Below are 23841 nucleotides of genomic sequence, written 5' to 3' on the forward strand. Positions count from 1 at the left end.
CGGATGGCGCCGCGCAGCGGGTTCGGGTCGACGGCCTTCGTCGTACTGGCGTACGGGGTCGCGATGGGCTATCTCGAGGCAGCCGTCGTCGTCTACCTCCGCGCGGCTATCGGGCTGACACCGGCCGGGATGGTCCCCATCCACGACCCGACCGCGTTCCGGGCCTTTGCCGATGTCGAGGTTGCCCGCGAATTCGCCACTCTCGTCATGATCGCCGCCGTCGGCTGGCTCGCTGGCCGCCGCGGGCTCGAACGGCTCGCGTGGGCGGCTGTCGTGTTCGGAGTCTGGGACATCGTCTACTACCTCGGTCTCCGGCTCCTGATCGGCTGGCCCCCGTCGCCGGCGGCATGGGATGTGCTGTTCCTCTCGCCGATGCCCTGGCTCGCGCCCGTGTGGGCTCCGTTCGTGGTGAGCTCCGCCCTTGTCGGGTTCGGCCTGGCGGGGGCGCACCGGCTGCGAACCGGCCGGCCGATCGCCGTCGGGCGTGGCCGACTGCTCGCGGCGCTCGCCGGCGGCGGCCTTGTGATCCTGAGCTTTCTCGTCGACTCGAACCGGGTCCTCAGCGGTGACACGTCTGGCTGGACCGGCTGGCCGTTGTTCTGGAGCGGCATGGTTCTCGCGGCATTGACGACCGCGACGGCGCTCGCTCGACCACCGCGAGCTACACCTCCCGGAGGTGGTCCGCTCGGAAACGGAACCGGAGGCCGGCCAGCGGCTCGCGCTCCGGACTGACCCTGGCGCTCGATCCGCGACGGCGATCCGTCCCGGGGCGTGGTTTCTCAGCGGATTGTCATGCCGCGAACGGCGATCCTTCGGCCCGCTTCGGTCGATCGGCCGTCGGCGCCGCGGGCCCGGGACGGCGTCCACCTCTGGCCACTCCCGATTCGAGGAGACCTGACGCGCCGGTTCTCGTCGGCGCACCCGGGGATCGACATCGCGGCACCCCTGAGGACGCCCGTCCGGGCGATCGCCGGGGGGACCACACCCGGACGGGATGTGCTCGACCTACAACCACAACAGCAAGGTCACCGTCGAGCGCGGTGACAAGGTCGTCGGAGGCGAGACCATCGCCTTCATCGGGTCGACCGGCTGGTCCACTGGTCCGCACCTCGACCTTCGGATCAGGATGGACGGCGGTCTCGTCGCTCCGCTCGGCCTCTATTGATCGGGTCCGCCGATGCCGGCGCGGTCGAGCCGCCGACCGAGACGATCGCGAGCCCGACGAGCACGACCGCGATGCCGGCCAGCCCGACGGGCGCAGGGCGGTCCCCGGTGACGATCGCGGCGATGACGCCCACGACCGGGACGAGGAAGAGGGCCGCGCCGAGCCCGACCAGCGAGACGCGGTCGAGCAGCCAGAACCAGGCCACGTACGCGAGCCCCGTTCCGAGGACACCGAGGACGAGGAGCCCGGCGAGGATCGCCGGGGACCACGTGACAGTGGCCCACGGCTCGAGCACCGCGCTGACCGCCAGGAGGATGGCTCCGCCGAGCAGGAACTGGACGCCGGTCGTGACGAGCAGGTCCACCGATGGCGCGAGTCTCCGCATGAGGATGGTGCCGGCGGCTGGGGCGACCGAGGCGAGCACGGCGAGGACCACCCCTTCCAGGGTCGTCACGCCCGAGCTCGCGCCCGCGACGAGGACGACGCCGAACATGGCGACCACGAGCCCCGTCAGGGTGCGCGCCGCGAGTCGCTCGCCGAACAGGGTCCACCCGGCAACGGCCAGGATGAGCGGCTGACCAGCGGCGAGGATCGACGCGACCGCCGCCTCGGCCCGGCCGGCGGCGAGGTACATAGCGCCGAGGGCGAGGGCGGCGTTGGTCAGGGCGAGCACGAAGAGCAGGGAGATCGACGGTAAGCCTGGAAGCCATGAACGCTGGACTGGCGGCCTGGCCGGTCGAAGCGTCCCGGGTCGCCGCCGGCTCACCGCGATCCAGGCCACCACCGCGCCCCCGCCGATGAGCGCTCGCAGCGCCGCCAGAAGGAGCGGGGTCGAGCTCGGCAGCGACGCCTGAATGAGCACGAAGCACAATCCCCAGACGATCGCCACGAGCCCGGCGAGGCTCGTCGCTCGACCGCTCATCCTCCTCTTGACCCGTGCGGCGGAGCGCCGGACCGACCAGACCGCCGGCGCGACGTTCGAGGAGGGCAGGTCGGTTCCGTGACTGCGACCTGAGTGACAGCTGGCGAATCCTCGAGAGCACCGCTCACGCCTCGATCGGGCCGGCGGTGCGATAGCCCGCCTTCTCCACCGCTCGGACAAGCGACCAGGCGTCGGTCTCAGCCGGGTCGTAGTCGATGTAGGCCATCTCGGTCGCCGGGTTCACATAGACGCGGACCACGCCGTCGGTCGCGGCCAGCGCGCGCCCGATCGTCGTCACTCCCGCTCCGCCGCAACCGAGGCCATGGATCGGGATCCGCAGCCCACGCTTGACGTCCATGCGGCAAGCCTGGCGTCGGAGGCTGAGCCGAGGGTGAGTCGCGCCTGAGACTTGAGCCTGGGGCGCGCAGGCGACGCGGGCTCGTGCGTCGCCTGACGGCTCCAGACGCACATTCGCAGTCTCCGGTCGAGATTCTCAGCCCTGGCTCAGCCCGCCCACGCGTCGGCCTCAGATCGCCACTCCATGATCCGGATAACCCAGGAGCGACGAGCTCGATGGGCGGAGGTTCGAACGGATGCACAACCACACGCTTGAGCCGCAGTCACGCCCGACGATCGACGGACCCGACGGCCCACGATCAGACGGGGCTGGCGAGCCCGAGCCGTCCCACTCGATGTGGTGGATGGTCGTGTGCTGCGCGCCGATGGTCCTCATCGCACTCGCGCTTCTGTTGGATGTGTTCGGGCCCCGGTAGGGTTCCTGCCAACGAAAGGATCGAACGATGTCGTCCACATCCACAGCCGACCGGCGCCGCGGCGGCCTTGGCCCCATCGAACGTGCCGTCCGGATCGTGGGCGGCGGGCTGCTCGCGAGGTTGGCTGGTGGATGACTCGGCCTACGGGCTCTGGCTCCTGGTCCTGATCAACTCGGCCATCTTCATCATCTTCGCGGTCGGCTTCTTTCACCCGAAGAGCAAGCGTGACTGGCGGGCGATGGGCGCCTTCTCGGCCTTCATCGTCGCCCTCTTCACCGAGATGTACGGCTTTCCGCTCACGATCTACCTGCTCTCCGGGTGGCTCGGAAGCGCATTCCCGGCGCTCAGCCTGACCCACGGCGGCGGCCATCTCTGGAACGACCTCATCGGCTGGACGGGCGACCCACACCTCAGTCCGTTCCACCTCGCCAGTTACGTCCTCATCGGGGCTGGGTTCTGGTTGATCACCGCGGCCTGGCGGATCCTCTGGGACGCGCAACGGGGCGGGCGGCTCGCGGTGGCTGGTCCCTATGCGCGGCTCCGGCATCCGCAGTACGCCGGCTTTCTGCTGATCATGGTCGGCTTCCTGCTTCAGTGGCCAACGTTGGCGACCCTGGTCATGTTCCCGGTGCTCGTCCTCGTCTACCGGAGGCTGGCGATCGAGGAGGAGCGCGAGGTCCGCGAGCGCTTCGGCGCTGAATGGGACAGCTACGCAGCGAGCACGCCGCGGTTTCTTCCCCAGCTCGGTCGTCCGTCGGCTGTCGCGCCTGGCTGAGCCGCCCCGAGCGGCCGGACCGACGAGGCGCTCGCCTCGCGGACCCATCGCGCGCGGCCCGACGTCCGGTCACTCGTTCGGAGAGGGCGGTACTCCGAGCATCCTGAGGATCTCCGCATGCGACAGAGCGGTCCGACGCTCGATGAGTCGGGCCACTCGACGCGGATCGCCGCACGATCGCGTCAACTTCTTCCGGTCGAGCCCGGGCCAGAGCAGGAGCGCCCTGTCCCGGACATCTCGGTGTGCCCACGCCGCATTGTGGGATCGACCTCCGGCGCTGCTCACGACACTCGACCTCCATGGCTGGCGCCTCCGCGGCGTACGTGAGTCTGGCGCCTCGGATCGAGACCACCACGTTCGGCTGACGCGCTGAGACCGACCTGAGGTGGAGCTAAGAACCGCGCGGCGCGCAGCGGCTTCGCATCAGCCGAAACCGGAGCGCTCGACCACGGCGCAGACGCGCCGAGCCTTGCGGAGCCGGCGGCCGATCACGGCGATCCCGAGCAGGTTCATGGCGATGCCGACCAGGAAGAGCGGGGTCCGGTAGGCGTTGAGGAAGACGGCCGCGGCCGAGAGGCCCACGAGCGGCAGCAGGTCCACGAGGTGGTGAGCGCAACAGGCGAGCATCGCCGCCGCGCTCGTACCGGTACCCACCGCAGTGACGGCGGCCGCGGCCCGGTGGCGCCGATCGATCGCCCGGAGCTCCACGAACAGGGCGATCTGCGCGCCGAAGCCCGCCGCGATGAGCCCGACGAACAGTGCATCCGTCGTGAGTTGCTCGACGGCGTGCTCGAATCCCTGGGCAATGCCGACGATGGCGAGGTAGGTACCGAGGAGGGATGCCGCACCGGCCATGCCCGCGGCGATCGATCGGGGAGCGATCGGCAGGGTCCGCCGGACGGGCCGGGCGATGGTTGTCACGAGCCGATCGTCCAGCGGAACGTCCGCTCGGGGACGGTACCCACGCCGACGAGGTTCAGTTCGATCCACCTCGCGCCGGCGAGGAAGCGCGGAGTGTCGCCCCCGAACGTGAGCGCACCCTCGCGATGGTGTCCGCCCTTCGCCGCCGCCCACGGCCGGGCCGTCAGGGTCTCACCACGGTCGTTGCGCAGGACGGCGGCCGCGAGGTCGAGCGCGTCGAGATCCACCGAGTGGGTGTCGAGCCTGATGTCGAAGGTCGCGCCGACGGCCGGTCCACCCCAGGTGGCCTCCACGGTGACCTGCCCGCCCTCGCTCGACTTCGTCATGCCCACCGACGCTGGGTTCGCGACGCCGCTCGGCGCCAGGGTCGGCGTCACGGGCGTGCCCGTGCAGGACGCGACGGCCAGGGGAATGGCGAGGAGAGCGGTGCGAAGCACGTGCATGTTCATGGCCAGACGATCGGGGTTCGAGATGAGAGTCGGCTGAGCGGGCACTGAAACCCGCCTGGCAGGACCGTCTCCACATGACCGTCTCCAATGGAGCGCGCCGCGCCGTTGGGTCGCGGCGCGCTCCCGAACGAAGCCGGCTCAGCGGTTGGGGCGCACCTGCGGGTGCATAGCACGCATCCGGGTCGGGTCGCAGGTGCCGTTCGTCGCCATGGACTGGTGCAACCCGGCCATCGCCTTCATGTCGGCCGCGTCCATCCGGCCCATCATCCCGGCCGCCCCGGAACCGCCCATCATCCCGACCGTCCCGCCCCCGCCCATCATCCCGACCGATCCGGACCAGGTGGCGTTCGGCGACGGTGAGGCGGTCGGATCCTGGGCCGCGACCAGTCCGGCCGACCCGAGCAGGAGGCTGCCCGCCAGGACGCTGCCAATGATCAGTCCACGTCGCTTCGAGGTCATGTCGATGCTCCTTCTGTTCAGATGCCGAGCAGGCGACGGGCCTGCTCGTATTCCGGCGCGCTGATCTCGCCGCGCGCGAAGCGCGCCTTGAGGATCCGGGCGGCGTCCTCAGCCGCCGGACGATCTTTCGTCGGGACGGCCGCGACGAGTGCCCAGACGATCACGACCACCAGGACGATCCCCACGACCATCCACAGCCAGCCGCCCAGGCCCATGTCCCAGCCGAAGCCGGTCATCATCGCGTCACCTCCGTGATCGCCAGCCGTGCGTTCGACGCCTGACAGGCCCCATCGTGGGCGTCGGACGTCAAGCGGTCGTGCCCGCGAACTTCAAGTTCACATCAAGAAACGGCTGGCCCGGCGCCAGCCCTCTGCCGTCGGCGCGTGAGCCCGGGGGAGGTCAGCGGGCGAGGGGCAGTGCCACCCGGAACGTCGCGCCGCGTCCGGGACCGTCGCTTTCCGCCCAGATCCGCCCATCCATGACCTCGACGAGCGCCCTGGCGATCGCCAGGCCGATCCCCGACCCCCCGAGGGCTCGGGACCGCGACGGGTCGACCCGGTAGAACCGTTCGAAGACCCTCACCCGTTGCTCCTCCGTGAGACCGGGTCCCTCGTCGGCGACCGAGAGTGTCACGAACGCACCGTCACCCCGGACTCCGACGGTCACTGTCGAGCCTTCGGCCGTGTAGCGGACCGCGTTGCTGAGGAGGTTGTCCAGCACCTGCGTCAGCCGCTCCCGATCGGCTCGCGCGGATGGTGGCCGTGGAGCCGACCCGAGATGGATCGCCACCCCGCGCTCGGCGGCCATCGCCGTGAACCGCTCCACCGCGGCCGATGCCACCGCGGCGACGTCCACCGGTTCCATGGTCAACGGCAGCTGGCGTGCCTCCGCCCGCCAGAGCGCCTGGAGGTCGTCGACAAGGCGAGCCAATCGGGCGGTCTCGAGCCGGAGCAGCGTCCAGGTGGCGGCACGCGGCTCGACGATTCCGTCCTCCAGTCCCTCGAGATAGCCGTCCAGCGTCGCGAGCGGCGTCCGCAGTTCGTGCGCCACGTCGCCGACGAGCTCGAGGCGGCGCCGCTCGGTCGATTCCAGGGCCGCCGCCATCCGGTTGAACGAGTCGGCGAGCTCGCCGATCTCGTCGGTGGACGTCACCTCGACGCGTTCGGCGTACCGACCGGTCGCGATCCGCCGGCTCGCCTGCGCCAGGCGGCTGATCGGCCTCGACAGGCGGGCGGACAGCGCCACGCTGACGATCACGGCCGCGATCGACGCGGCGAGCACGGCGATGAGCAGCGACGTCCGGACGGAGTCCTGGAAGGCCGCCTGGACGAGATTGCCCATCATCCCGTTCATGCCGCCCATGCCAGACATGGCATGACCCATCGCGGCGTCGAACGCGCCGGGCGCCACGAGTCCGACCGTCAGGAAGAGCGTGACGCTGCCGACGGCCACGACGGCGAGGTGGGCGAGGAGCAGTCGGGTGCGGAGCCGCCCCCCGCGCCTGGTCACGCGCGGTCCTCGCGCAAGCGGTATCCGACGCCGCGGACCGTCTCGATGAACCTCGGGGTGACGGCATCGTCGCCGAGCTTGCGGCGCAGGTTCGCCAGGTGGACATCGACGACATGCTCGTCCCCGACGTAGTCCGTACCCCACACGCGGTCGAGGAGTCGCTGGCGCCCGAGCACGATCCCGGGCTCTTCGGCGAGGGCGAGGAGGAGGTCGAACTCGATCGTCGTGAGGGCGATCGATCGGCCGCCGACGGTCACCTGCCGTCGCCTCGGGTCGATCGCCAGGTCATCGCGCTCGAGGACCCCGTCGACGCCCGCTCGGTTGGCCGGTCTCGGGCGGCGGAGCAGTGCCTTGACGCGCGCGACGAGTTCGCGCGGCGAGAACGGCTTGACGAGGTAGTCGTCGGCTCCGACCGAGAGGCCGACGATCCGGTCGATCTCCTCGGCACGGGCGCTGAGCATGATCACGTACGCGTCGGAGAACTCCCGTGCGCGGCGGAGGACCTCGAAGCCGTCGATGCCCGGCAGCATGACGTCGAGAATGACCACGTCCGGGGCTCGCTCGCGGATGAGCTGGAGTCCGACGTGGCCGTCGACGGCCGCGATCACCTCCATCCCCTCGCGCTCGAGATAGCCGCGGACGAGCTCGATGATCGGCGCCTCGTCGTCCACGACGAGCACCCGCGTCGCGGTCACGACTGGCGCAGGGGCAGCGTGACTTCCGCCACCGTGCCACCTCCCTCACGATTCGCGAGCTCGATCGTCCCCGCGTGCGACTCGACGATCCAGTGAGCGATCGCCAGGCCGAGCCCGGTCCCCGACGGTCGCATCTCACGCGCCCGAGCTCCGCGATAGAGTCGCTCGAAGATCCGCTCCCGGTCGGTCGCCTCGAGGCCGATGCCCGTGTCCTCGACCCTGACGATCGCGCGGCCAGCGCGGACCTCCAGGTTGGCCGTGACGGTCCCGCCGTCCGGCGTATAGCGCGCGGCGTTGTCGAGGAGGATACCGAACAGCTCGCGCAGCCGGTCACGGTCGCCGTCGACGACCGCCGGCTCCACGGTGGCCACGCTCATCCGGACCCGCCGGGCGGCCTGGCGCTGGCGCCGCACCGACTCGACGAGCACGGCGTCGAGCTCGACCGGACCGAACTCGAGCCGTGCCCCCGACTCGGCGCGGGCGAGCGAGAGGAGATCGCCGATGAGCCTGCCCATCCGCTCGGCCTCGTCGCGTGCGTCGGACAGGATCGCCTCCCGCTCGCCGGCGGGCAGGTTCGACCGTTCCGCGAGATCCAGGTTCGCACGGATCGTCGTCAGCGGCGTCCGGAGCTGGTGCGATGCGTCGCCGAGGAACCGCTGCAGGGCCTGATGGTTCTGCTCGAGCGCCGCGAGCATCTCGTTGAAGGCGACGGCCAGCTCGCCGACTTCGTCGCCGGGTCGACCCGCCTCGACCCGCGCCGCAACGTCGCCGGACAGCGAGATCGCGCGGGCCGTCTCGGTGACGTCGGAGACCGGAGCCAGGGCGCGCCGCGCCAGGACGAGTCCGCCGACGAGCGCGAGCCCGATGAGCATGGTGCCGCCGATGACCAGGGCGGCACTGACCGTGGTGAGGAGGTCGCGCAATGGACGGGTCGAGTCGGCCCATGCCACGTATCCCACCCGGCTGCCGCTCGTGACGACGACGGGCTCGACCGTCAACCGGAGGACGTCACCACCGGTGGTCAGCTCGCGAATCGCGTGGGCGTGGCGATCCGCGGCCGCCAGATCCTCGGGCCCGATCGACAGCCCCGGGCTCCGGGCCGGAGCGGAATCGGCGAGCACGGCGCCGTTCGCGTCGAGGACGACGACCCGGCCACCGGTCGAGGCGAACTGCTCGATCATCCGCGCCGCCGGGCGCAGTCGGCCGCTCGCGTCGGCGTCCTGAGCGAATGCGCCCGCGGCGTGTTCGGCGTTCGCAAGCAGCCCCGCGTCGAACGACACCTCGAGCTCGGTGCGAAGGACGAGATACATGCCCGTGCCGAAGGCGACGAGGGCCGCCGCGAGGAGCCCGGTGTAGATGAGGGCCAGCCGCGTCCTGATCGACAGCCGTCGCGGAGAACTCCTCACGCTTTCAGGACGTAACCGGCGCCGCGGACCGTGTGGAGGAGGCGCGCCTCGCCGTTCGCCTCGAGCTTGTTCCGCAGGTACCGCACGTACACCTCGAGGACGTTGGACTCACCTTCGAAGTCGTACGACCAGACGTGCTCCATGATCACGTCGCGGGTGAGCACCTTGCGCGGATGGCGCATGAACAGCAGGAGCAGGCTGAACTCGGTCGTGGTCAGCTCGATCGTCCGCCCGTCCCGGCGAGCCTCCCTCGCGTCCACGTCGAGCTCGAGGTCGCCGAACCGGAGGACTTCGCCCGCGGGGGCCGTCCGCCGGCGCAACAGCGCATGGACGCGGGCGAGGAGCTCCTCGAAGCTGAACGGCTTGACGAGGTAATCGTCGGCGCCGATCTCGAGTCCCTCGACCCGGTCCTTGACGTCGTCGCGGGCGGTGAGCATGAGGATCGCGACCTCGTCGCCGGCCAAGCGCAGTCGGCGCGTCACCTCGAGGCCGTCCATGCCGGGCATCATGACGTCGAGGACGATGAGGTCGGGCAGGTGCTCGCGAGCCTTTTCCAGGCCCTCCTCACCCGAGGCCGCCTCCACCACGCGGTAACCCTCGTAGGCGAGGCCGCGGCGGACGACCGTCCGGATCTTCGGATCGTCGTCGACGACGAGGATGCGAGCGGCCTCGCTCATGGCGACGTGGCCTCCGTCAGTGGGTCATCCCGGGCATCGAGCTCATTCCCGGCATCGCGGTCATGTCCGGCGCCATCGTATGGCCCGGGACCTGACTCGGGCTCGGGCTCGTCGACCCGGCAGGCGCGGGCGAGGAGGTCCCGCCCTTGGCTCGCACGTTCACGACGACGATGAGCCCGCCCGGTTCCTGGCCGTTGTTCGAGGCGTGGTGGAGATCGTGACAGTGGAGGAGCCAGGCGCCGGGATTGTCGGCTCGGAAGACGACGTCGTACGTCTCGCCCGGCAGGATGGACAAGGTGTTCAGCCGCTGAGGCGCCGCCAGCCGTTCGCCATCCTTGGCCACGACCGCCATGTCCGTCCCGTGAAGGTGCATCGGATGGATCGTCTGGCTCGGGTTGATGAACCGCAGCCGAACCAGATCGCCCTCGGTCACGTCGATCGGCGCGGTGGCGGGGTAGGACTTGCCGTTGATCGTGAAGTAGTCGTACGCCATGCCCATCGCGTCCATGCCGGCCATCCCGGCCCCGACCATCCAGTTGCCGATGGCGAGCACATACTCACGATCTGCCGCGATCGGATCGGCACCCTGCGGGTCGATGATGAACGGAGCATAGAGTCCCTGATCGATCTGCCCGCGACTGTTCGGACCGTGGGCGTGGTACATGAACGTGCCCGCATGCGGCGCCGTGAAGCGGTAGGTGAACGTCGCGCCCGGCGCGATCGGAGGCTGCGTGATGCCCGCGACGCCGTCCTGGTCGTTCGGCACGTGGAGGCCATGCCAGTGAACGGAGGTGGCCTCGGCGAGTGCGTTCCGGACGACGACCTCGACCGTGTCCCCTTCGGTCACCCGGATCGCCGGGCCCGGGACCGTCCCGTTGAACGTGATCGCCTCGGTCGCGAGGCCCGGGAGGAGCTCCCAGGCGGCTTTCGTCACCGTGAGGTCGAACCGCCGTGTCTCGCCGGTCGGCTTCACCGTGACGTTGGCGAGGAGTCGCTCGAGGGACGCGCGCTCGACCGACGAGACGCCCGTCGGCGCTGTGGGCGTCGCGCGAAGCGAGTAGGCGCCGACGGTCCCGGCGACACCGAGCGCGAGTCCGGAAACCAGGGCGAAGGCGATGAACCGGCGCTGAGACGGTGGACGCATGGAGGAACCTCAAAGGTCGGGGAAGCGGCACGACCCACAGGCTCGCTCACGTACCTGAGCGCCGGGTGAGTGCGACCTGAGAACTGCGTCGTCCGAGCGCGGACCGCCTACGTGACCGGGACCGCCTACGTTTCGAACTTCCTGGCCAGGCGGGCGACGAGCGCGCCCGCGGTGCGGCGGGCGACCAGGTGCAGGAGGGTCTGGTCGAGGAGGAGGCCGACCTTCCCGAGCGGCGGCGCGTAGCGACCGTCGAGGACGATGTCGTGCGCCGAGATGGAGAGCTCGCCGGCGAAGACCGGGAATAGCGGGGCGAAGCTCGCCGACCGCCAGGCGATCTCGACGAGCACCCGATCGCCGACATGTCGGGCGGGCCCGAGGTCGATGAACGCGGCCTTCCGCACGGGTCCGGTCGAGCTGCCGTCGAGGATCGGAAGGTCGAGGTCGGTCGCGATGTGGCGGAGCTGCGGGTCGCCCGGCGGTCCGTCGGTCGGTCGGCCGAGCCAGGCGAGATCCCCGAGTGCGAGGATCGCCCGATCGAGGTCGATGGAGCCAGGCCGACGGACGCGCAGCGGGATCGTCATCGGCTCGCTGGCGGCTGTGGCATCGGTCTCCATCGGACATCGGACGGTGCGCGGCGTGGTGCTTCGGCGCTAGGGTCGTTCGGCCTGCCCGGGGCCTGCCGATCCGCCCTGCCGCTCGTCACCGCAATTCACGCGCGAGACCGCAGTGCCCGATCGTCAAAGACTCGTTAGACTATGCGAATGACCACCGAGCGCACCGCGACCACGGCGCTCAACGAACAGTTTGCCCGGATTGGCAAGGCACTTTCGAGCCCCCGCCGGATCGAACTGCTCGATCTGCTTGCCCAGGGCGAGCGTCCGGTCGAGTCGCTCGCCGCCGCCAGCGACATGAGCGTCGCCCTCGCTTCCTCGCACCTCCAGGCGCTCCGGGCGGCTCGCCTGGTCGAGACCCGTCGGGACGGGCAGCGGGTTCACTACCGGCTCGCGGGCGACGATGTCTATCGACTCCTCAGCGTCCTTCGCGGCGCGGCACGAGCGCGGCTCGCCGAACTCGAGGTGGCCGTCGTCGCGTACCTGGAAACGCCCGACGAGCTCGAACCCGTCACGCGCGGGGAGCTCTGGGATCGCGCTCGATCGGGCGCGGTCACCATCCTCGACGTCCGTCCCCGTGAGGAGTACCTCGCGGGCCACATCCCGGGTGCGCTGTCGGTTCCGCTCGCCGAACTCGGCGATCTGCTCACCCGCCTGCCGCGGGACGCCGAGATCGTCGCCTATTGTCGAGGTCCCTACTGCGTCCTCGCCCCCCAGGCGGTCGCACTGCTCCGCAGCCACGGTCGTTCCGCGCGGCGTCTCGCGGACGGCTTCCCCGAGTGGCGCCTGGCTGGCCTGCCGATCGCCGTCGGCCCGGCAGCAGGGATGCCCGCGTGAACGCCCTCGTCATCCTCAACGATCCGCCGTACGGCACGGAGCGCTCGTACAACGGCCTCCGACTCGCGCTCAGCCTGGCGAAGGAGCGCGAGGTCGAACTCCGCCTCTTCCTCATGGCCGATGCGGTTCGCTGTGGGCAGCGCGGTCAGGAGACCCCCGAGGGCTACTACAACATCGAGCGGATGCTCACCGGGCTCAGGGTCAAGGGGGTGCCCATCGGTGCCTGCGGGACGTGCATGGCGGCCCGCGGGATGCACGACGAGGCACTCATCGAGGGTGCCCATCGCTCATCGATGGCCGAGCTGACCACCTGGACGCTGTGGGCGGACAAGGTCCTGAGCTTCTAGCCGGCAGGAGGCCGACCATGGCGACGGTTCTCGTTCTCGGGGGCGGTATCGGCGGTGCCGCGGCGGCGAACGCCCTCCGCGGCCGACTGAGCCGCCAGCACCGCGTCGTCGTCGTGGACCGCGACGCCGACCAGGTCTTCGCGCCGTCGCTCCTGTGGCTCATGGTCGGCCGGCGCCGGCCGGCGGCCATCTCGCGCCCGCTGGCGAAGATGCTCCAGCCGGGGATCGAGGTCGTGCGGAGCCATGTTCGCGGGCTCGACCCGGTCGCGCGACGCGTGTCGACCGATGCCGGCGAGTTCACCGCCGATGCGGTCGTCGTCGCCCTCGGCGCCGAGCTCGCCCCGGAGGCGATCGCGGGCTATGCCGATGCCGCCCACGACTTCTTCACGCTCGAGGGGGCCGGGCGGTTCGCGAACGCGTTCGCAGGGTTCTCCGGCGGCCGCGTCATCGTGGCCGTCAGCGGATTGCCCTTCAAGTGCCCGGCGGCGCCCTACGAGGCCGCCTTCCTCATCGACGCCGACCTCCGGCGACGGGGTCTTCGCGACCGGAGCACGATCGAGCTCCACATGCCCGAGCCAGCGCCGATGCCGGTGGCCGGCCCCGTCCTGGGCCGGGCCGTGGTGGACCTCCTCAAGGAACGAGGCATCGGCTACTTCCCAGGGCATCCGATCGAGGCCTACGACGGGGCGCCGCGCCAGGTCCGATTCGCGGACGGGTCGGTCGCCGGCTATGACCTGCTCGCGGCAGTCCCGCCCCATCGCCCACCCGCGGTGGTCGCCACCTCCGGTCTGGCCGGTCCGACGGGCTGGATCCCGGTTGACCGCGAAACGCTCGAGACGAGCGCGCCGAACGTCTTCGCCATCGGCGACGTGACGGCGATCATGCTTGCCAACGGCAAGCTCCTGCCGAAGGCCGGCGTCTTCGCCCACGCCGAGGCGGAGGTTGCGGCCGCCCAGATCGCATCACGGATCGAGGGTGGACCGGCCGGCCGGTTCGATGGTCACGGCTACTGCTGGGTGGAACTCGGTGCCGGAGTGGCGGGCTTCGCCGCGGGCGACTTCTTCGCCGATCCGGAACCGGCCGTCGCCCTGCGTCGTCCGGGCCGAACCTGGCACGCGGGGAAAGTCCTGTTCGAGCGCTACTGGCTCAGCCGGGGTCTCGAGCACGAACTGGCCGGCGCCGGTCTGCGCCTCGGCAGCGCGCTCCTTCGCGTTCCCGGCCGGCTCTGACGTGAAACCGATGAAGGTGACGACGTTCATCCCGGAGTCGGCTCACTGCCGGCCCACGGGCTCGAGTCAGCTGCCGGTCCAGGCCTGCCCGTGGCCGACCGCGAGGCCGCGGAGGGTGTCGAGACGGCTGCGAGCGTCCCTCGCCATGGCCGTCGCCGCGGAAGCGACGCCGACACCGAGGCGGTAGTCGTCGGCGATGTGGCCCTCAAGGGTCGCGGTGGCCGCATCGAGGGTATCCCAGGCGAAGCGGAAGCCCGGACGGTCGATCTGGGCAGGGAACTCCGCGCCCCGTGGGAACGCGGCGTTGGTCCGGTCGACGAGCGCCATGCTCTCCGCCAGCTCGGCGGTCAGTGGCGGGTCGACGTGCACCTCTTCTGGATCTCGCTCGGTCCCGCCGAGCGCGATCAGGAGGAGCCGGCCGGACCGGCCGGGCGCGACCAGCCGGACGATCAGGACGACGATCCACATGAGGACGGCGAGCACGGTCAGAAGCACGATGTACAGGGGCACCCACGCGATCCCGCCGGCCTGGCCCGCGGCCGCGGCCGGCTCGATGAGCGACCCGAGCGCGATCGGGGGCAGGACCAGGAACGCCAGCATGAAGGCGAGCCTGCGTCTGCCCTCCGGGAGTGGCGTCCGGCCGACATGCTCGCGGGCCAATCGCAGCATCGCGAGGCCGATCGTGGCGGCGATCGCGAAGACCAACAGTTGCAGGAACAACATCGGACACGACCTTTCGCCTGGCGGGGCTTCGGTGACGTCACCCTGGGGGACACCAGGACCTCCGCCGGGCGACGCTCCGGCCGCTGCCGTGCTTGCAGTCAACCACGGGGCCGGTGTATTGGCAACTGTGGTTATCGACATCCACTGAGCAAGCTCGAGAATGACGCCGTCAAGCGCCCCTCGCCGCACGTCCTCCACCAGCTGAGCGAAGCCCTGGCCCTGCGGTATGCCGACCTCAAGTACCTCGCCTGGTATCGCGCCCGACGGCGATCGGGTCGTGGCGCGGATCGCGCGACCTGAGCTGGGAGCCACTCGCGATCGGCGATGGGGGCGAGGCGCGACGGAGATGCGACGTCCGAGTCGCCTGGCGCCGCGAGTACGCGGAGCGGTGGGTATCATCGACACGTTCCCACGTGGAGGCGACGGCAGGCCGGATCAGGCCATGCCCTGAGAACGGATGATGAGATCGAACCAGCCCGTCCGAGACCCGCTCGGCCGCGATCGCCGACGGGTTCGCCCGCAGGCGGAGCTCGATGAGCCGATCGTCGCGGAGCTCTTCAGCGTGGAGCGGCTGGAGCAGCACGCGCAGACTCTCGCCGCCGCCCAGACGGTCACTGCCACGCCCCGTCGGGGGCACGCCGTCCGGCCCCGCATCGCCGAGAACGGCCGCGTCCTGGTGGAGTCGTATCGCATCCTCGCCCGGGCGATCAAGGACGAACGTTCCATCACCCCGGCCGCCGAATGGCTCGTCGACAACTTCCACATCGTCGACGAGCAGCTCCGTGAGATCCGCGACGACCTGCCCCCGGACTACTACCGCGAGCTTCCCAAGCTGGCCGAGGGCCATCTCGCGGGCTACCCGCGGGTCCTCGGTCTGGCCTGGGCCTACGTCGCGCACACGGACAGCCGCCTGGACCCGGAGAGCCTGCGGCGCATGGTGCACGCCTATCAGGAGGTGCAGCCGCTGACGATCGGCGAGCTCTGGGCGATCGCGATCAGCCTCCGGATCCTCCTCGTCGACAACCTCCGCCGCGTCGCGGAGGAGATCGTACGCAGCCGGGCGGCGCGCCAGAAGGCGGACGAGCTCGCCGACGGCCTGCTCGGCCTCGGTACGGACAGCCCGGAGGTCGCGGCGGCATCGCTGCGTCGGCTCTCGCGTGCGGCGCTCCCGACGGCCGCCCGTGTCCAGCTCTTCCAGCGCCTGCGTGATCAGGACCCTGCGGTCACGCCCGCTCTCCGCTGGCTCGAACAGCTCCTCGCGGCGCAGGGGACCACCGCCGAGGAGGTGGTCCGTCTCGAGCACCAGCGCCAGGCGACGATGAACGTCACGGTCCGCAACGTGATCACGAGCATGCGCCTCATCTCGTGGTTCGACTGGGCCAAGTTCGTCGAAAGCGTGAGCCTGGTCGACGAGGTCCTTCGGGCAGGAAGTCCGTTCGGGGAGATGGACTTCGCGACTCGAGATCGCTACCGGCACGCCATCGAGGAGCTGGCCCGGGGTTCGCGCCTGACCGAGGTCGAGGTCGCCCGGAAGGCCGCGGCCCTGGCGGACGCCCCGCCCTCGACTGATGACGTCGAGGCGTCCCCGCCAGCGGGCCGTCGAGATCCCGGCTACTTCCTTGTCTCCGACGGCCGCTTCGCGTTCGAGCGTGCTCTCGGCGTTCGGGTGCCATTGGCGGGCCGGCTGAGGCGTGCCTACGTGCGGCACGCCACGAGTCGCTACGTCGGTACGTTCGCGCTCGTCGCGGGGCTCATCCTCGCCATACCTGTCCTCCTGTCCGGCGATCGTGGCGCCACGGGTGGGGGCATCCTCGTCGTCGCGATCCTCGCGCTCGGCCCGGCCTCCGACCTCGCGATGGCCCTCGTCAACCGGGAGGTCACCCGGGTCCTGGGCCCGAGACCGCTGCCCCGGCTCGATCTTGACGACGGCGTGCCGTCCGGGCTGCGGACGCTCGTCGTCGTGCCGACGCTCCTCACAAGCGAGGCGGATGTGGAAGCTCAGGTCGGCGGCCTGGAGGTCCACTACCTGGGGAACCGTGAGGGCGATCTCCGGTTCGCCCTGCTTTCGGACTGGCTCGACGCCCCGAGCGAGCGTGCCCCGGGCGACGACGAGCTGCTGGCGGCGACGGCGGCGGCGATCGATCGCCTCAACGAGCGCCACGGCGCGGCTCCCGGTGGAGGTGCCCGGTTCCTGCTCCTCCACCGGAAGCGACGCTGGAACGAGGCCCAGGGCTGCTGGATGGGCTGGGAGCGCAAGCGCGGCAAGCTTCACGAGCTGAACGCCCTGCTCCGCGGCTCTGCGACGACGAGCATCCTCACCACCGGGCGGGCCGCGTCGACCCCGCCGACGGACGTGCGCTACGTGGTCACGCTCGACGCCGACACGCGGCTGCCCCGGGGCGCGGTGGGGCGCCTCGTCGGGACGATCGCCCATCCGCTCAACCAGGCGACGTTCGATCCCCGGGCAGGCCGGGTGACCCACGGCTACGGCGTGCTCCAGCCACGGATCACCTCGACCCTCCCGGCCGAGCACGAGGCATCGATCTTCCAGCGGATCTACTCCGGATCGGCCGGGATCGACCCCTATGCATCGGCGGTTTCCGACGTCTACCAGGACCTGTTCGGCGAAGGGAGCTTCACCGGCAAGGGGATCTACGACCTCGACGCCTTCGCCGCGGCGATGGCGGAGCGGGTGCCCGAGAACGCGCTCCTCAGCCATGACCTGTTCGAGGGCGTCTTCGCCCGGGCCGGACTGGTGACCGATGTCGAGCTGTTCGATGAATTTCCTTCCAACTACCTCGTCTCGGCGGCCCGCCAGCACCGCTGGGCGCGGGGCGACTGGCAGCTCCTGCCGTGGATCCTTGGTCGAGCCCGCGACGCGACGGGCCGGTCGAGCCGCCGATCCATGCCCGGCATCGCGCGCTGGAAGATGATCGACAACCTGCGCCGGACTATGTCCGCCCCGCTCACACTGGCCACGCTCGTCGCGGCCTGGACACTCCCGTCGGTCTCGGCCGTCCTGTGGACCTCGTTCGTTCTCGCCTCGGTCATCCTCCCCGCGGCGCTGCCCGTCCTCGCGGGACTGCTGCCACGACGGAAGGGCATCTCCAAGCGCAGCCACCTGCGAGCCGTGGGCGCGGACCTCACGCTCGCCGCGGCTCACGTGGGCGTCGGCCTCACGCTCCTCGCGCATCAGGCCTGGCTCATGGTCGACGCGATCGTGCGGACCCTGGTGCGGCTCTATGTCACGCGGCGGAACCTCCTTGAATGGACGACCGCCGCACAGGCGAAGGCGAGCAACGACCTCGACCTCGCGGGGTTCTATCGCCAGATGGCGGGCGGTGTCGCGATCGCGGCCGCCACCGCGGTCCTCGTCCTCGCGATGAAGCCGGGGGCGCTCTGGATCGCCGCGCCGTTCGTCCTCTTGTGGCTGATCTCGCCCCTCGTCGCCCGATGGATCAGCCGACCATCCCCGGACTCGGCTGCGGAGCAGCTCTCTTCCGGCGACATCCAGGCCCTCCGCCTGACCGCCCGCCGGACCTGGCGATTCTTCGAGGCCTTCGTGGGCCCGGAGGACCACGGGCTGCCACCCGACAATTTCCAGGACGATCCCAGCCCGGTCGTCGCGCATCGGACCTCGCCGACGAACATCGGGATGTACCTGCTGGCGACCGTTACGGCTCGCGACTTCGGGTGGATCGGGACGCTCGAGATGGTGGAGCGCCTGGAGGTGACGCTCGCGACTGTCAGGAGTCTCGACCGCTTTCGGGGGCACCTGTATAACTGGTACGACACGCGTGACCTGCGCCAGCTCGAGCCGGCGTACGTGTCCTCGGTGGACAGTGGCAACCTCGCCGGCCATCTCCTCGTGCTGTCCAACGCCTGCCGCCAGATGATCGACCAGCCGCTTCCGGTGGCGGCGGCGCTGGCCGGGATCGGTGACGCGATCGCGCTGACCCGGGAGGCCGCCGGCGCGGTCGTCGACGACCGCAGAAGTCAGACGCTCACCCAGCGGAACCTCGACGAAGCCCTCGAGCCGCCTGCAGGGGCGAGTGCCGCCGTCCCCACGACGCCCGAGGCCTGGGTGACCCGCCTGGGCGAGCTCGCCGCGCACACCCGGACGCTGTCGGACGTTGCCGCGGCGCTCACCGCAGAGCGTGGAGCGGGAGCGAATGGCGAGCTCGCGACGTGGGCCGAGGCAGCGCGGCTGGCCGTGAGCAGCCACGCTCGCGACCTCGCGCTGCTCCAGCCTCCTCCGCTCCAACCCTCCGTGCGATCGTCGGCCATGCCGACGATCGCCGAGCTCTCCGATCCGCCGGTCAGCGACGCCGCCGCGAGTCCGCCGGCCGCGGCGGTGCTCGTTCGGCGGCTCCAGGCGATCGCCGACCAGGCCCAGCAGCTCTTTCGCGAGACCGACTTCGGCTTCCTCTTCGACCCCACCCGCAAGCTCTTCTCGATCGGGTTCCGGGTCCGGGACGGCACGCTGGATCCGAGCTACTACGACCTCCTCGCCTCGGAGGCCCGCCTCGCCAGCTTTCTCGCCATCGCCAAGGGGGATGTCGCCCCGGAGCACTGGTTCCGGCTCGGTCGCGCCCTGACGCCGGTCGGCCGTGGATCCGCCCTCATCTCGTGGTCCGGGTCCATGTTCGAGTACCTCATGCCCGTCCTCGTGATGCGCGCTCCCGCCCTCAGCCTGCTCGACCACACGTACCGGCTCGTGGTCGCCCGCCAGATGAGCTACGCCGCCGAGCTCGGCGTCCCCTGGGGCATCTCCGAGTCGGCCTTCAACGCGCGCGACCTCGGCCAGACGTACCAGTACTCGAGCTTCGGCGTGCCCGGCCTCGGGCTGAAGCGCGGCCTGAGTGAGGATGTCGTCGTCGCCCCGTACGCGACCGCCCTCGGAGCGATGATCCAGCCCGAGGCCGCAGTCCGGAACTTCGCGCGGTTGGAGCGCGCCGGAGCGCTCGGACCCTTCGGTTTTCGCGAGGCGCTCGACTACACGCCGCGCCGGCTGCCCGAAGGGGAGTCGGTCGCGATCGTGAAGAGCTACATGGCCCACCACCAGGGGATGGCGCTGGTGGCCCTCGGCAACGTCCTCAACGACCGCGCGATGGTGGAGCGCTTCCATGCCGACCCGATCGTCGAGGCGACGGAGCTGCTGCTCCAGGAGCGGATGCCGCGCGATGTGCTCGTGGCCCGCCCACGTGCCGAAGAGGTCAAGAGTGCCGCCGACGTGCGCGACCTCGTGCCGCCGGTCCTCCGTCGCTTCACCTCGCCCCATGACGCGATCCCGCGCACGCATGTGCTGTCGAACGGGCGCTACGCGGTCATGGTGACCGCGGCCGGATCCGGCTACAGCCGCTGGCGCGACGTGGCGGTCACCCGCTGGCGCGAGGACGTGACGCGCGACTCGTGGGGCAGCTACCTCTTCCTGCGCGACATGCACAGCGGGGTGGTGTGGTCGGCGGGTCATCAGCCAAGCGGCACCGAAGCGGACAGCTACGAGGTCACGTACGCGGAGGACCACGCCGAGTTCTCCCGCCGCGACGGCTCGATCGCGACGAGCCTGACCATCGTCGTGTCCGCCGAGCACGACGCGGAGATCCGCCGCGTGTCGCTGACCAATCTCGGCTCGCACAGTCGCGAGATCGAGCTGACGTCCTATGCGGAGATCGCACTCGCACCGCAGGCGGCCGATGTCGCTCACCCGGCCTTCCAGAACCTCTTCGTGGAGACCGAATTCGCCCCCGAGATCGGTGCCCTCCTCGCGACGCGTCGTCCACGATCCAGGGACGAGCAGCCGATCTGGGCCGCCCATGTCGCGGCGGTCGAGGGGGAGGCTGGCGGGGTCATCCAGTACGAAACGGATCGCGCCCGCTTCCTCGGCCGGGGCCGGGCGGTCCGCTCGCCGGTCGCGGTCATCGACGGGCGTCCGCTCTCGAACACGGTGGGAGCGGTGCTGGATCCGATCTTCAGCCTCCGCTGTCGGGTCCGGCTCGACCCCGGCGCGACGGCCCACGCGATCTACTCCACGGTCGTCGCCGAATCGCGCGACCAGGTCCTGGACCTGGCCGACAAGTACCGAGAGGCGGCCACCTTCGAACGCGCCGCGACCCTGGCCTGGACGCAGGCGCAGGTCCAGCTCCATCACCTCGGGATCGAGTCCGACGAGGCCCACCTCTTCCAGCGGCTGGCCAACCGGATCCTCTACTCGGACCCGTCGCTGCGGCCACCCGCAGGCCTGCTGGCCAGCAACGAGCGGGGAGCACCCGGCCTGTGGGCCCACGGCATCTCGGGCGACCTGCCGATCGTCCTGGTGCGGATCGACGAAGCCGAGGACCTTGACATCGTCCGGCAGCTCCTCCGCGCACACGAGTACTGGCGGCTGAAACTCATCGACGTCGACCTCGTGATCCTCAACGAGCATGGCGCCACCTACGCACAGAGCCTCCACGATTCGCTCGAGACCCTGGTCCGGACGAGCCAGTCCATCCTCGTCCACGACGGCCATGCGGGCCGCGGCGGGGTGTACATCCTCCGCGGCGACCAGCTGTCCGCGGAGGACCGCACGCTCCTCCAGACCGCCGCCCGGGCCGTCCTGCTGAGCCGACGAGGCAGCCTCGCCGATCAGGTCATCCGCCTCGAACGTCCCGAGCGGATCGCGCGGCCCGCGCCTCCTCCCGCAGCGCCGCCTGGTTCGCGGGAGACGTCGAGCGATGCGTCCGCGCCGCGTCCGGAGCTCGAGTTCTTCAATGGACTCGGTGGCTTCGCCGAACGGGGGCGTGAGTACGTGGCGATCCTCGGCCCCGGACAATCCACTCCGGCGCCCTGGTCGAATGTGATCGCCAACACGTCATTCGGCTTCCTGGTCTCCGAGTCGGGGTCGGGCTACACCTGGGCCGGGAACAGCCGCGAGAACCAGCTCACCCCCTGGTCCAACGACCCCGTCAGCGACCCGGTGAGCGAGGCGATCTACGTCCGGGATGACGACAATGGCGAGCTGTGGGGTCCGACGATCCTGCCGATCCGCCGCGAGGCATCGACGTACGTCGCCCGTCACGGTGCCGGATACAGCCGCTTCGAGCACCTGCACGACGGCATCCAACTCGACCTCGTCCAGTTCGTGCCGCCCGACGACCCCCTGAAGATCTCCGTGCTGACCATCGAGAACCGATCCGGTCGCTCCAGGCGCCTGTCCGTGACCGCCTACGCCGAGTGGGTGCTCGGCACCTCGCGCGGGGCCAGCGCGCCCGGGATCGTCACCGCGCTGGAGCCGGAGACCCGGGCGCTCCTCGTGCGCAACCCGTGGAATACCGAATTCGGCGGCCGGGTCGCCTTCCTCGACCTTGGCGGACGGCAGACGGCGTGGACGGCGGATCGGACCGAATTCCTCGGCCGCAATGGCGCTCCGGACCGGCCGGCCGCGATGGACCGCGGTCACCGTCTCCAGGGAGCCACCGGTGCCGGCATGGATCCGTGCGCCGCCCTGCAGACGAGCTTCGAGCTCGCCGCCGGGGCGCGGACCCAGGTGCTCGTGCTCCTCGGCGAGGCGGACGACGCCGCGGCGGCGGCCAACCTCATCCAGCGCGGGCGAAGGGCCGACCATGAGGCGACGCTGCGCGACGTGGTGCGCCGCTGGGACGATACCCTGGGCACCGTCCAGGTGCGGACGCCGGACCGCTCGATGGACATCATGCTCAACGACTGGCTCATCTACCAGACGCTCGCGTGCCGGCTGTGGGCGAGGACGGCGTTCTACCAGGCTGGCGGCGCCTACGGGTTCCGGGACCAGCTCCAGGACGTCATCGCCCTCGTGACCTCGAGGCGCGAGCTCACCCGGGAACACCTCCTGCGAGCCGCGGCACATCAGTTCGCCGAAGGTGATGTCCAGCACTGGTGGCATCCGCCATCGGGTCGAGGCGTCCGCACCCGGATCTCGGACGATCGGCTCTGGCTGCCGTACGCGGTGGATCGCTACCTTGCGGTCACGGGCGACACGGCGGTCCTCGACGAGACCGTCCCGTACATCGATGGGCCGGAGCTGCGGCCGGACCAGACGGACGCCTACTTCCAGCCGGAACGCTCATCGGCGTCGGCTTCGCTGTTGGAGCACTGTGCGGGGGCTCTCGACCGGAGCCTAGCGCTCGGCGTGCACGGATTGCCGCTCATCGGGTCGGGTGACTGGAACGACGGCATGAATCGGGTGGGCCGTGAGGGCCGCGGCGAGAGCGTCTGGCTGGGCTGGTTCCTGCACACGGCCCTGGCCGGCTTCGTGCCGATCGCGGAGGCCCGCGGTGAGCGTCCTCGTGCGGAGCGCTGGCGCGCCCACATGAAGGCGCTCCGGCGGGCCCTCGAGCGCCACGGCTGGGACGGCGACTGGTATCGCCGAGCGTTCTTCGACGATGGCACACCGCTCGGCTCCGCGATGAACGCCGAGTGCCGGATCGACTCGATCGCCCAATCGTGGAGCGTCCTGTCGGGAGCAGCCAATCCTCCCCACGCCGAGCGGGCGATGGCCGCGGTCGAGGAATTCCTCGTTCGACGTGGCGATGGTCTCGTTCTCCTGTTCACTCCGCCGTTCGATCATTCCGACGTCGATCCGGGCTACGTCAAGGGGTATCTGCCGGGCATCCGGGAGAACGGCGGCCAGTACACCCACGGGGCGATCTGGTCGGTCCTCGCCTTCGCCGCCCTGGGCGACGGAGACAAGGCGGGCGAACTGTTCTCCATCCTGAACCCGATCAACCACGCCAGCACCCGGGCCGGGGTCCATCGGTACAGGGTGGAACCCTACGTCATGGCGGCCGACGTCTACACCGAACCGCCGCATGTCGGTCGCGGCGGCTGGACCTGGTACACCGGGTCGGCGGGCTGGATGTACCAGGCCGGTGTCGAATGGATCCTGGGATTCCGGCTGCGCGGAACGACGCTCCTGCTCGATCCCTGCATCCCCCGCGCGTGGCCGCACTACGAGATCGACTTCCGCTATCACTCCGCACGGTACGAGATCGTCGTGGAGAACCCGCAGGGGGTCAGCCGCGGGGTGGCGTCGGCGGAGCTCGACGGACTCGTACTGAGCGCAGGCGGCGCCGCGATCCCGCTCGTGGACGACGGCGCCACGCACCGGGTCCGGGTCGTGCTTGGCTAGCCCGAACTTCCAACGCCCGGTGGGCACATTCGAGCACGAGAGCGGCTGGTG

20 protein-coding genes are annotated in these 23841 nt (G+C 70.5%); 7 read left to right on the plus strand and 13 right to left on the minus strand.

The genetic code is table 11. The features are described 5' to 3' along the window. Nucleotides 1–3 precede the first annotated feature (3 nt). Together IVW53_12100 and IVW53_12105 are read left to right on the plus strand one after the other, a co-directional pair. Nucleotides 4–732, plus strand: a complete 729-nt coding sequence (locus tag IVW53_12100; protein ID MBF6606314.1) for a hypothetical protein — start codon at nt 4–6, stop codon at nt 730–732. A gap of 262 nt (nt 733–994) precedes the next feature. Continuing rightward, entirely contained in the window at nt 995–1165 is a 171-nt protein-coding gene (locus IVW53_12105; GenBank protein ID MBF6606315.1) for a M23 family metallopeptidase, read from the plus strand. Here the strand turns inward: IVW53_12105 and IVW53_12110 are convergent. Continuing rightward, nucleotides 1122–2087, minus strand: a complete 966-nt coding sequence (locus IVW53_12110; protein MBF6606316.1) for a DMT family transporter — start codon at nt 2085–2087, stop codon at nt 1122–1124. The two genes, IVW53_12105 and IVW53_12110, sit on opposite strands and share 44 nt — an antisense overlap. 124 nt (nt 2088–2211) lie before the next feature. Further along, nucleotides 2212–2445 carry a heavy-metal-associated domain-containing protein gene (locus IVW53_12115; protein MBF6606317.1) on the minus strand — a complete coding sequence of 78 codons (234 nt, stop codon included), beginning with the start codon at nt 2443–2445 and terminating at the stop codon, nt 2212–2214. 542 nt (nt 2446–2987) lie between these two features. Here IVW53_12115 and IVW53_12120 point away from each other — a divergent pair. Then, entirely contained in the window at nt 2988–3635 is a 648-nt protein-coding gene (locus tag IVW53_12120) for an isoprenylcysteine carboxylmethyltransferase family protein (protein ID MBF6606318.1), read from the plus strand. A gap of 423 nt (nt 3636–4058) precedes the next feature. Here IVW53_12120 and IVW53_12125 read toward each other — a convergent pair whose 3' ends face one another. The 10 genes from IVW53_12125 to IVW53_12170 form a co-directional block, all read right to left on the minus strand. Further along, nucleotides 4059–4556 (minus strand): hypothetical protein, encoded by a 498-nt coding sequence (locus IVW53_12125; protein ID MBF6606319.1) that lies wholly within the window; start codon nt 4554–4556, stop codon nt 4059–4061. Beyond that, a complete protein-coding gene (locus tag IVW53_12130) occupies nt 4553–5005 on the minus strand; it encodes a hypothetical protein (GenBank protein MBF6606320.1) in 453 nt (150 codons plus the stop codon). The genes IVW53_12125 and IVW53_12130 overlap by 4 nt, the downstream gene beginning before the upstream one ends. Nucleotides 5006–5143: 138 nt before the next feature. Beyond that, entirely contained in the window at nt 5144–5464 is a 321-nt protein-coding gene (locus tag IVW53_12135) for a hypothetical protein (GenBank protein MBF6606321.1), read from the minus strand. Nucleotides 5465–5481: 17 nt separating this feature from the next. Next, nucleotides 5482–5703, minus strand: a complete 222-nt coding sequence (locus IVW53_12140) for an SHOCT domain-containing protein (protein MBF6606322.1) — start codon at nt 5701–5703, stop codon at nt 5482–5484. A 160-nt stretch (nt 5704–5863) separates the two neighbouring features. Next, nucleotides 5864–6973, minus strand: a complete 1110-nt coding sequence (locus IVW53_12145; GenBank protein ID MBF6606323.1) for a HAMP domain-containing protein — start codon at nt 6971–6973, stop codon at nt 5864–5866. Then, nucleotides 6970–7668, minus strand: coding sequence for a response regulator transcription factor (locus tag IVW53_12150; protein MBF6606324.1), 699 nt, complete (start codon nt 7666–7668; stop codon nt 6970–6972). The genes IVW53_12145 and IVW53_12150 overlap by 4 nt, the downstream gene beginning before the upstream one ends. Continuing rightward, nucleotides 7665–9074 (minus strand): HAMP domain-containing histidine kinase, encoded by a 1410-nt coding sequence (locus tag IVW53_12155; GenBank protein ID MBF6606325.1) that lies wholly within the window; start codon nt 9072–9074, stop codon nt 7665–7667. The genes IVW53_12150 and IVW53_12155 overlap by 4 nt, the downstream gene beginning before the upstream one ends. Beyond that, the gene (locus IVW53_12160; protein ID MBF6606326.1) at nt 9071–9751 is read right to left on the minus strand and encodes a response regulator transcription factor; all 681 of its coding nucleotides are present in this window, start codon (nt 9749–9751) and stop codon (nt 9071–9073) included. Before IVW53_12160 ends, IVW53_12155 begins: the two co-directional genes overlap by 4 nt. A 16-nt stretch (nt 9752–9767) precedes the next feature. Next, nucleotides 9768–10895 (minus strand): multicopper oxidase domain-containing protein, encoded by a 1128-nt coding sequence (locus tag IVW53_12165; protein ID MBF6606327.1) that lies wholly within the window; start codon nt 10893–10895, stop codon nt 9768–9770. Between the two features lie 125 nt (nt 10896–11020). Beyond that, nucleotides 11021–11509, minus strand: coding sequence for a hypothetical protein (locus tag IVW53_12170; GenBank protein MBF6606328.1), 489 nt, complete (start codon nt 11507–11509; stop codon nt 11021–11023). Between the two features lie 147 nt (nt 11510–11656). On the opposite strand from IVW53_12170, the gene IVW53_12175 reads away from it, so the two are divergent. The 3 genes from IVW53_12175 to IVW53_12185 are packed head-to-tail and all read left to right on the plus strand — an operon-like array spanning nt 11657 to nt 13919. Further along, complete coding sequence (locus tag IVW53_12175; protein MBF6606329.1) at nt 11657–12343, plus strand: metalloregulator ArsR/SmtB family transcription factor; 687 nt, start codon at nt 11657–11659, stop codon at nt 12341–12343. Continuing rightward, on the plus strand, nt 12340–12690 hold the full coding sequence (locus IVW53_12180) for a DsrE family protein (GenBank protein ID MBF6606330.1): 351 nt from the start codon (nt 12340–12342) through the stop codon (nt 12688–12690). The genes IVW53_12175 and IVW53_12180 overlap by 4 nt, the downstream gene beginning before the upstream one ends. Nucleotides 12691–12707: 17 nt before the next feature. After that, nucleotides 12708–13919 (plus strand): NAD(P)/FAD-dependent oxidoreductase, encoded by a 1212-nt coding sequence (locus IVW53_12185; GenBank protein MBF6606331.1) that lies wholly within the window; start codon nt 12708–12710, stop codon nt 13917–13919. 66 nt (nt 13920–13985) lie between these two features. On the opposite strand, the gene IVW53_12190 is transcribed toward IVW53_12185, so the two are convergent. After that, entirely contained in the window at nt 13986–14642 is a 657-nt protein-coding gene (locus IVW53_12190; GenBank protein MBF6606332.1) for a hypothetical protein, read from the minus strand. 460 nt (nt 14643–15102) lie between these two features. On the opposite strand from IVW53_12190, the gene IVW53_12195 reads away from it, so the two are divergent. Beyond that, nucleotides 15103–23790, plus strand: a complete 8688-nt coding sequence (locus IVW53_12195; GenBank protein ID MBF6606333.1) for a hypothetical protein — start codon at nt 15103–15105, stop codon at nt 23788–23790. Nucleotides 23791–23841: the final 51 nt, after the last annotated feature.

The sequence above is a fragment of the Chloroflexota bacterium genome, assembly GCA_015478725.1.
Taxonomy (GTDB): Bacteria; Chloroflexota; Limnocylindria; order Limnocylindrales; family CSP1-4; genus C-114.

Bases quoted from the DNA above. Each gene is read 5' to 3' on its own strand.
- IVW53_12110 (MBF6606316.1), bottom strand. From the start codon at position 2,087: ATGAGCGGTCGAGCGACGAGCCTCGCCGGGCTCGTGGCGATCGTCTGG.
- IVW53_12140 (MBF6606322.1), bottom strand. From the start codon at position 5,703: ATGATGACCGGCTTCGGCTGGGACATGGGCCTGGGCGGCTGGCTGTGG.
- IVW53_12185 (MBF6606331.1), top strand. From the start codon at position 12,708: ATGGCGACGGTTCTCGTTCTCGGGGGCGGTATCGGCGGTGCCGCGGCG.
- IVW53_12130 (MBF6606320.1), bottom strand. From the start codon at position 5,005: ATGAACATGCACGTGCTTCGCACCGCTCTCCTCGCCATTCCCCTGGCC.
- IVW53_12175 (MBF6606329.1), top strand. From the start codon at position 11,657: ATGACCACCGAGCGCACCGCGACCACGGCGCTCAACGAACAGTTTGCC.
- IVW53_12105 (MBF6606315.1), top strand. From the start codon at position 995: ATGTGCTCGACCTACAACCACAACAGCAAGGTCACCGTCGAGCGCGGT.
- IVW53_12115 (MBF6606317.1), bottom strand. From the start codon at position 2,445: ATGGACGTCAAGCGTGGGCTGCGGATCCCGATCCATGGCCTCGGTTGC.
- IVW53_12190 (MBF6606332.1), bottom strand. From the start codon at position 14,642: ATGTTGTTCCTGCAACTGTTGGTCTTCGCGATCGCCGCCACGATCGGC.
- IVW53_12165 (MBF6606327.1), bottom strand. From the start codon at position 10,895: ATGCGTCCACCGTCTCAGCGCCGGTTCATCGCCTTCGCCCTGGTTTCC.
- IVW53_12135 (MBF6606321.1), bottom strand. From the start codon at position 5,464: ATGACCTCGAAGCGACGTGGACTGATCATTGGCAGCGTCCTGGCGGGC.
- IVW53_12160 (MBF6606326.1), bottom strand. From the start codon at position 9,751: ATGAGCGAGGCCGCTCGCATCCTCGTCGTCGACGACGATCCGAAGATC.
- IVW53_12170 (MBF6606328.1), bottom strand. From the start codon at position 11,509: ATGGAGACCGATGCCACAGCCGCCAGCGAGCCGATGACGATCCCGCTG.
- IVW53_12100 (MBF6606314.1), top strand. From the start codon at position 4: ATGGCGCCGCGCAGCGGGTTCGGGTCGACGGCCTTCGTCGTACTGGCG.
- IVW53_12195 (MBF6606333.1), top strand. From the start codon at position 15,103: ATGAGATCGAACCAGCCCGTCCGAGACCCGCTCGGCCGCGATCGCCGA.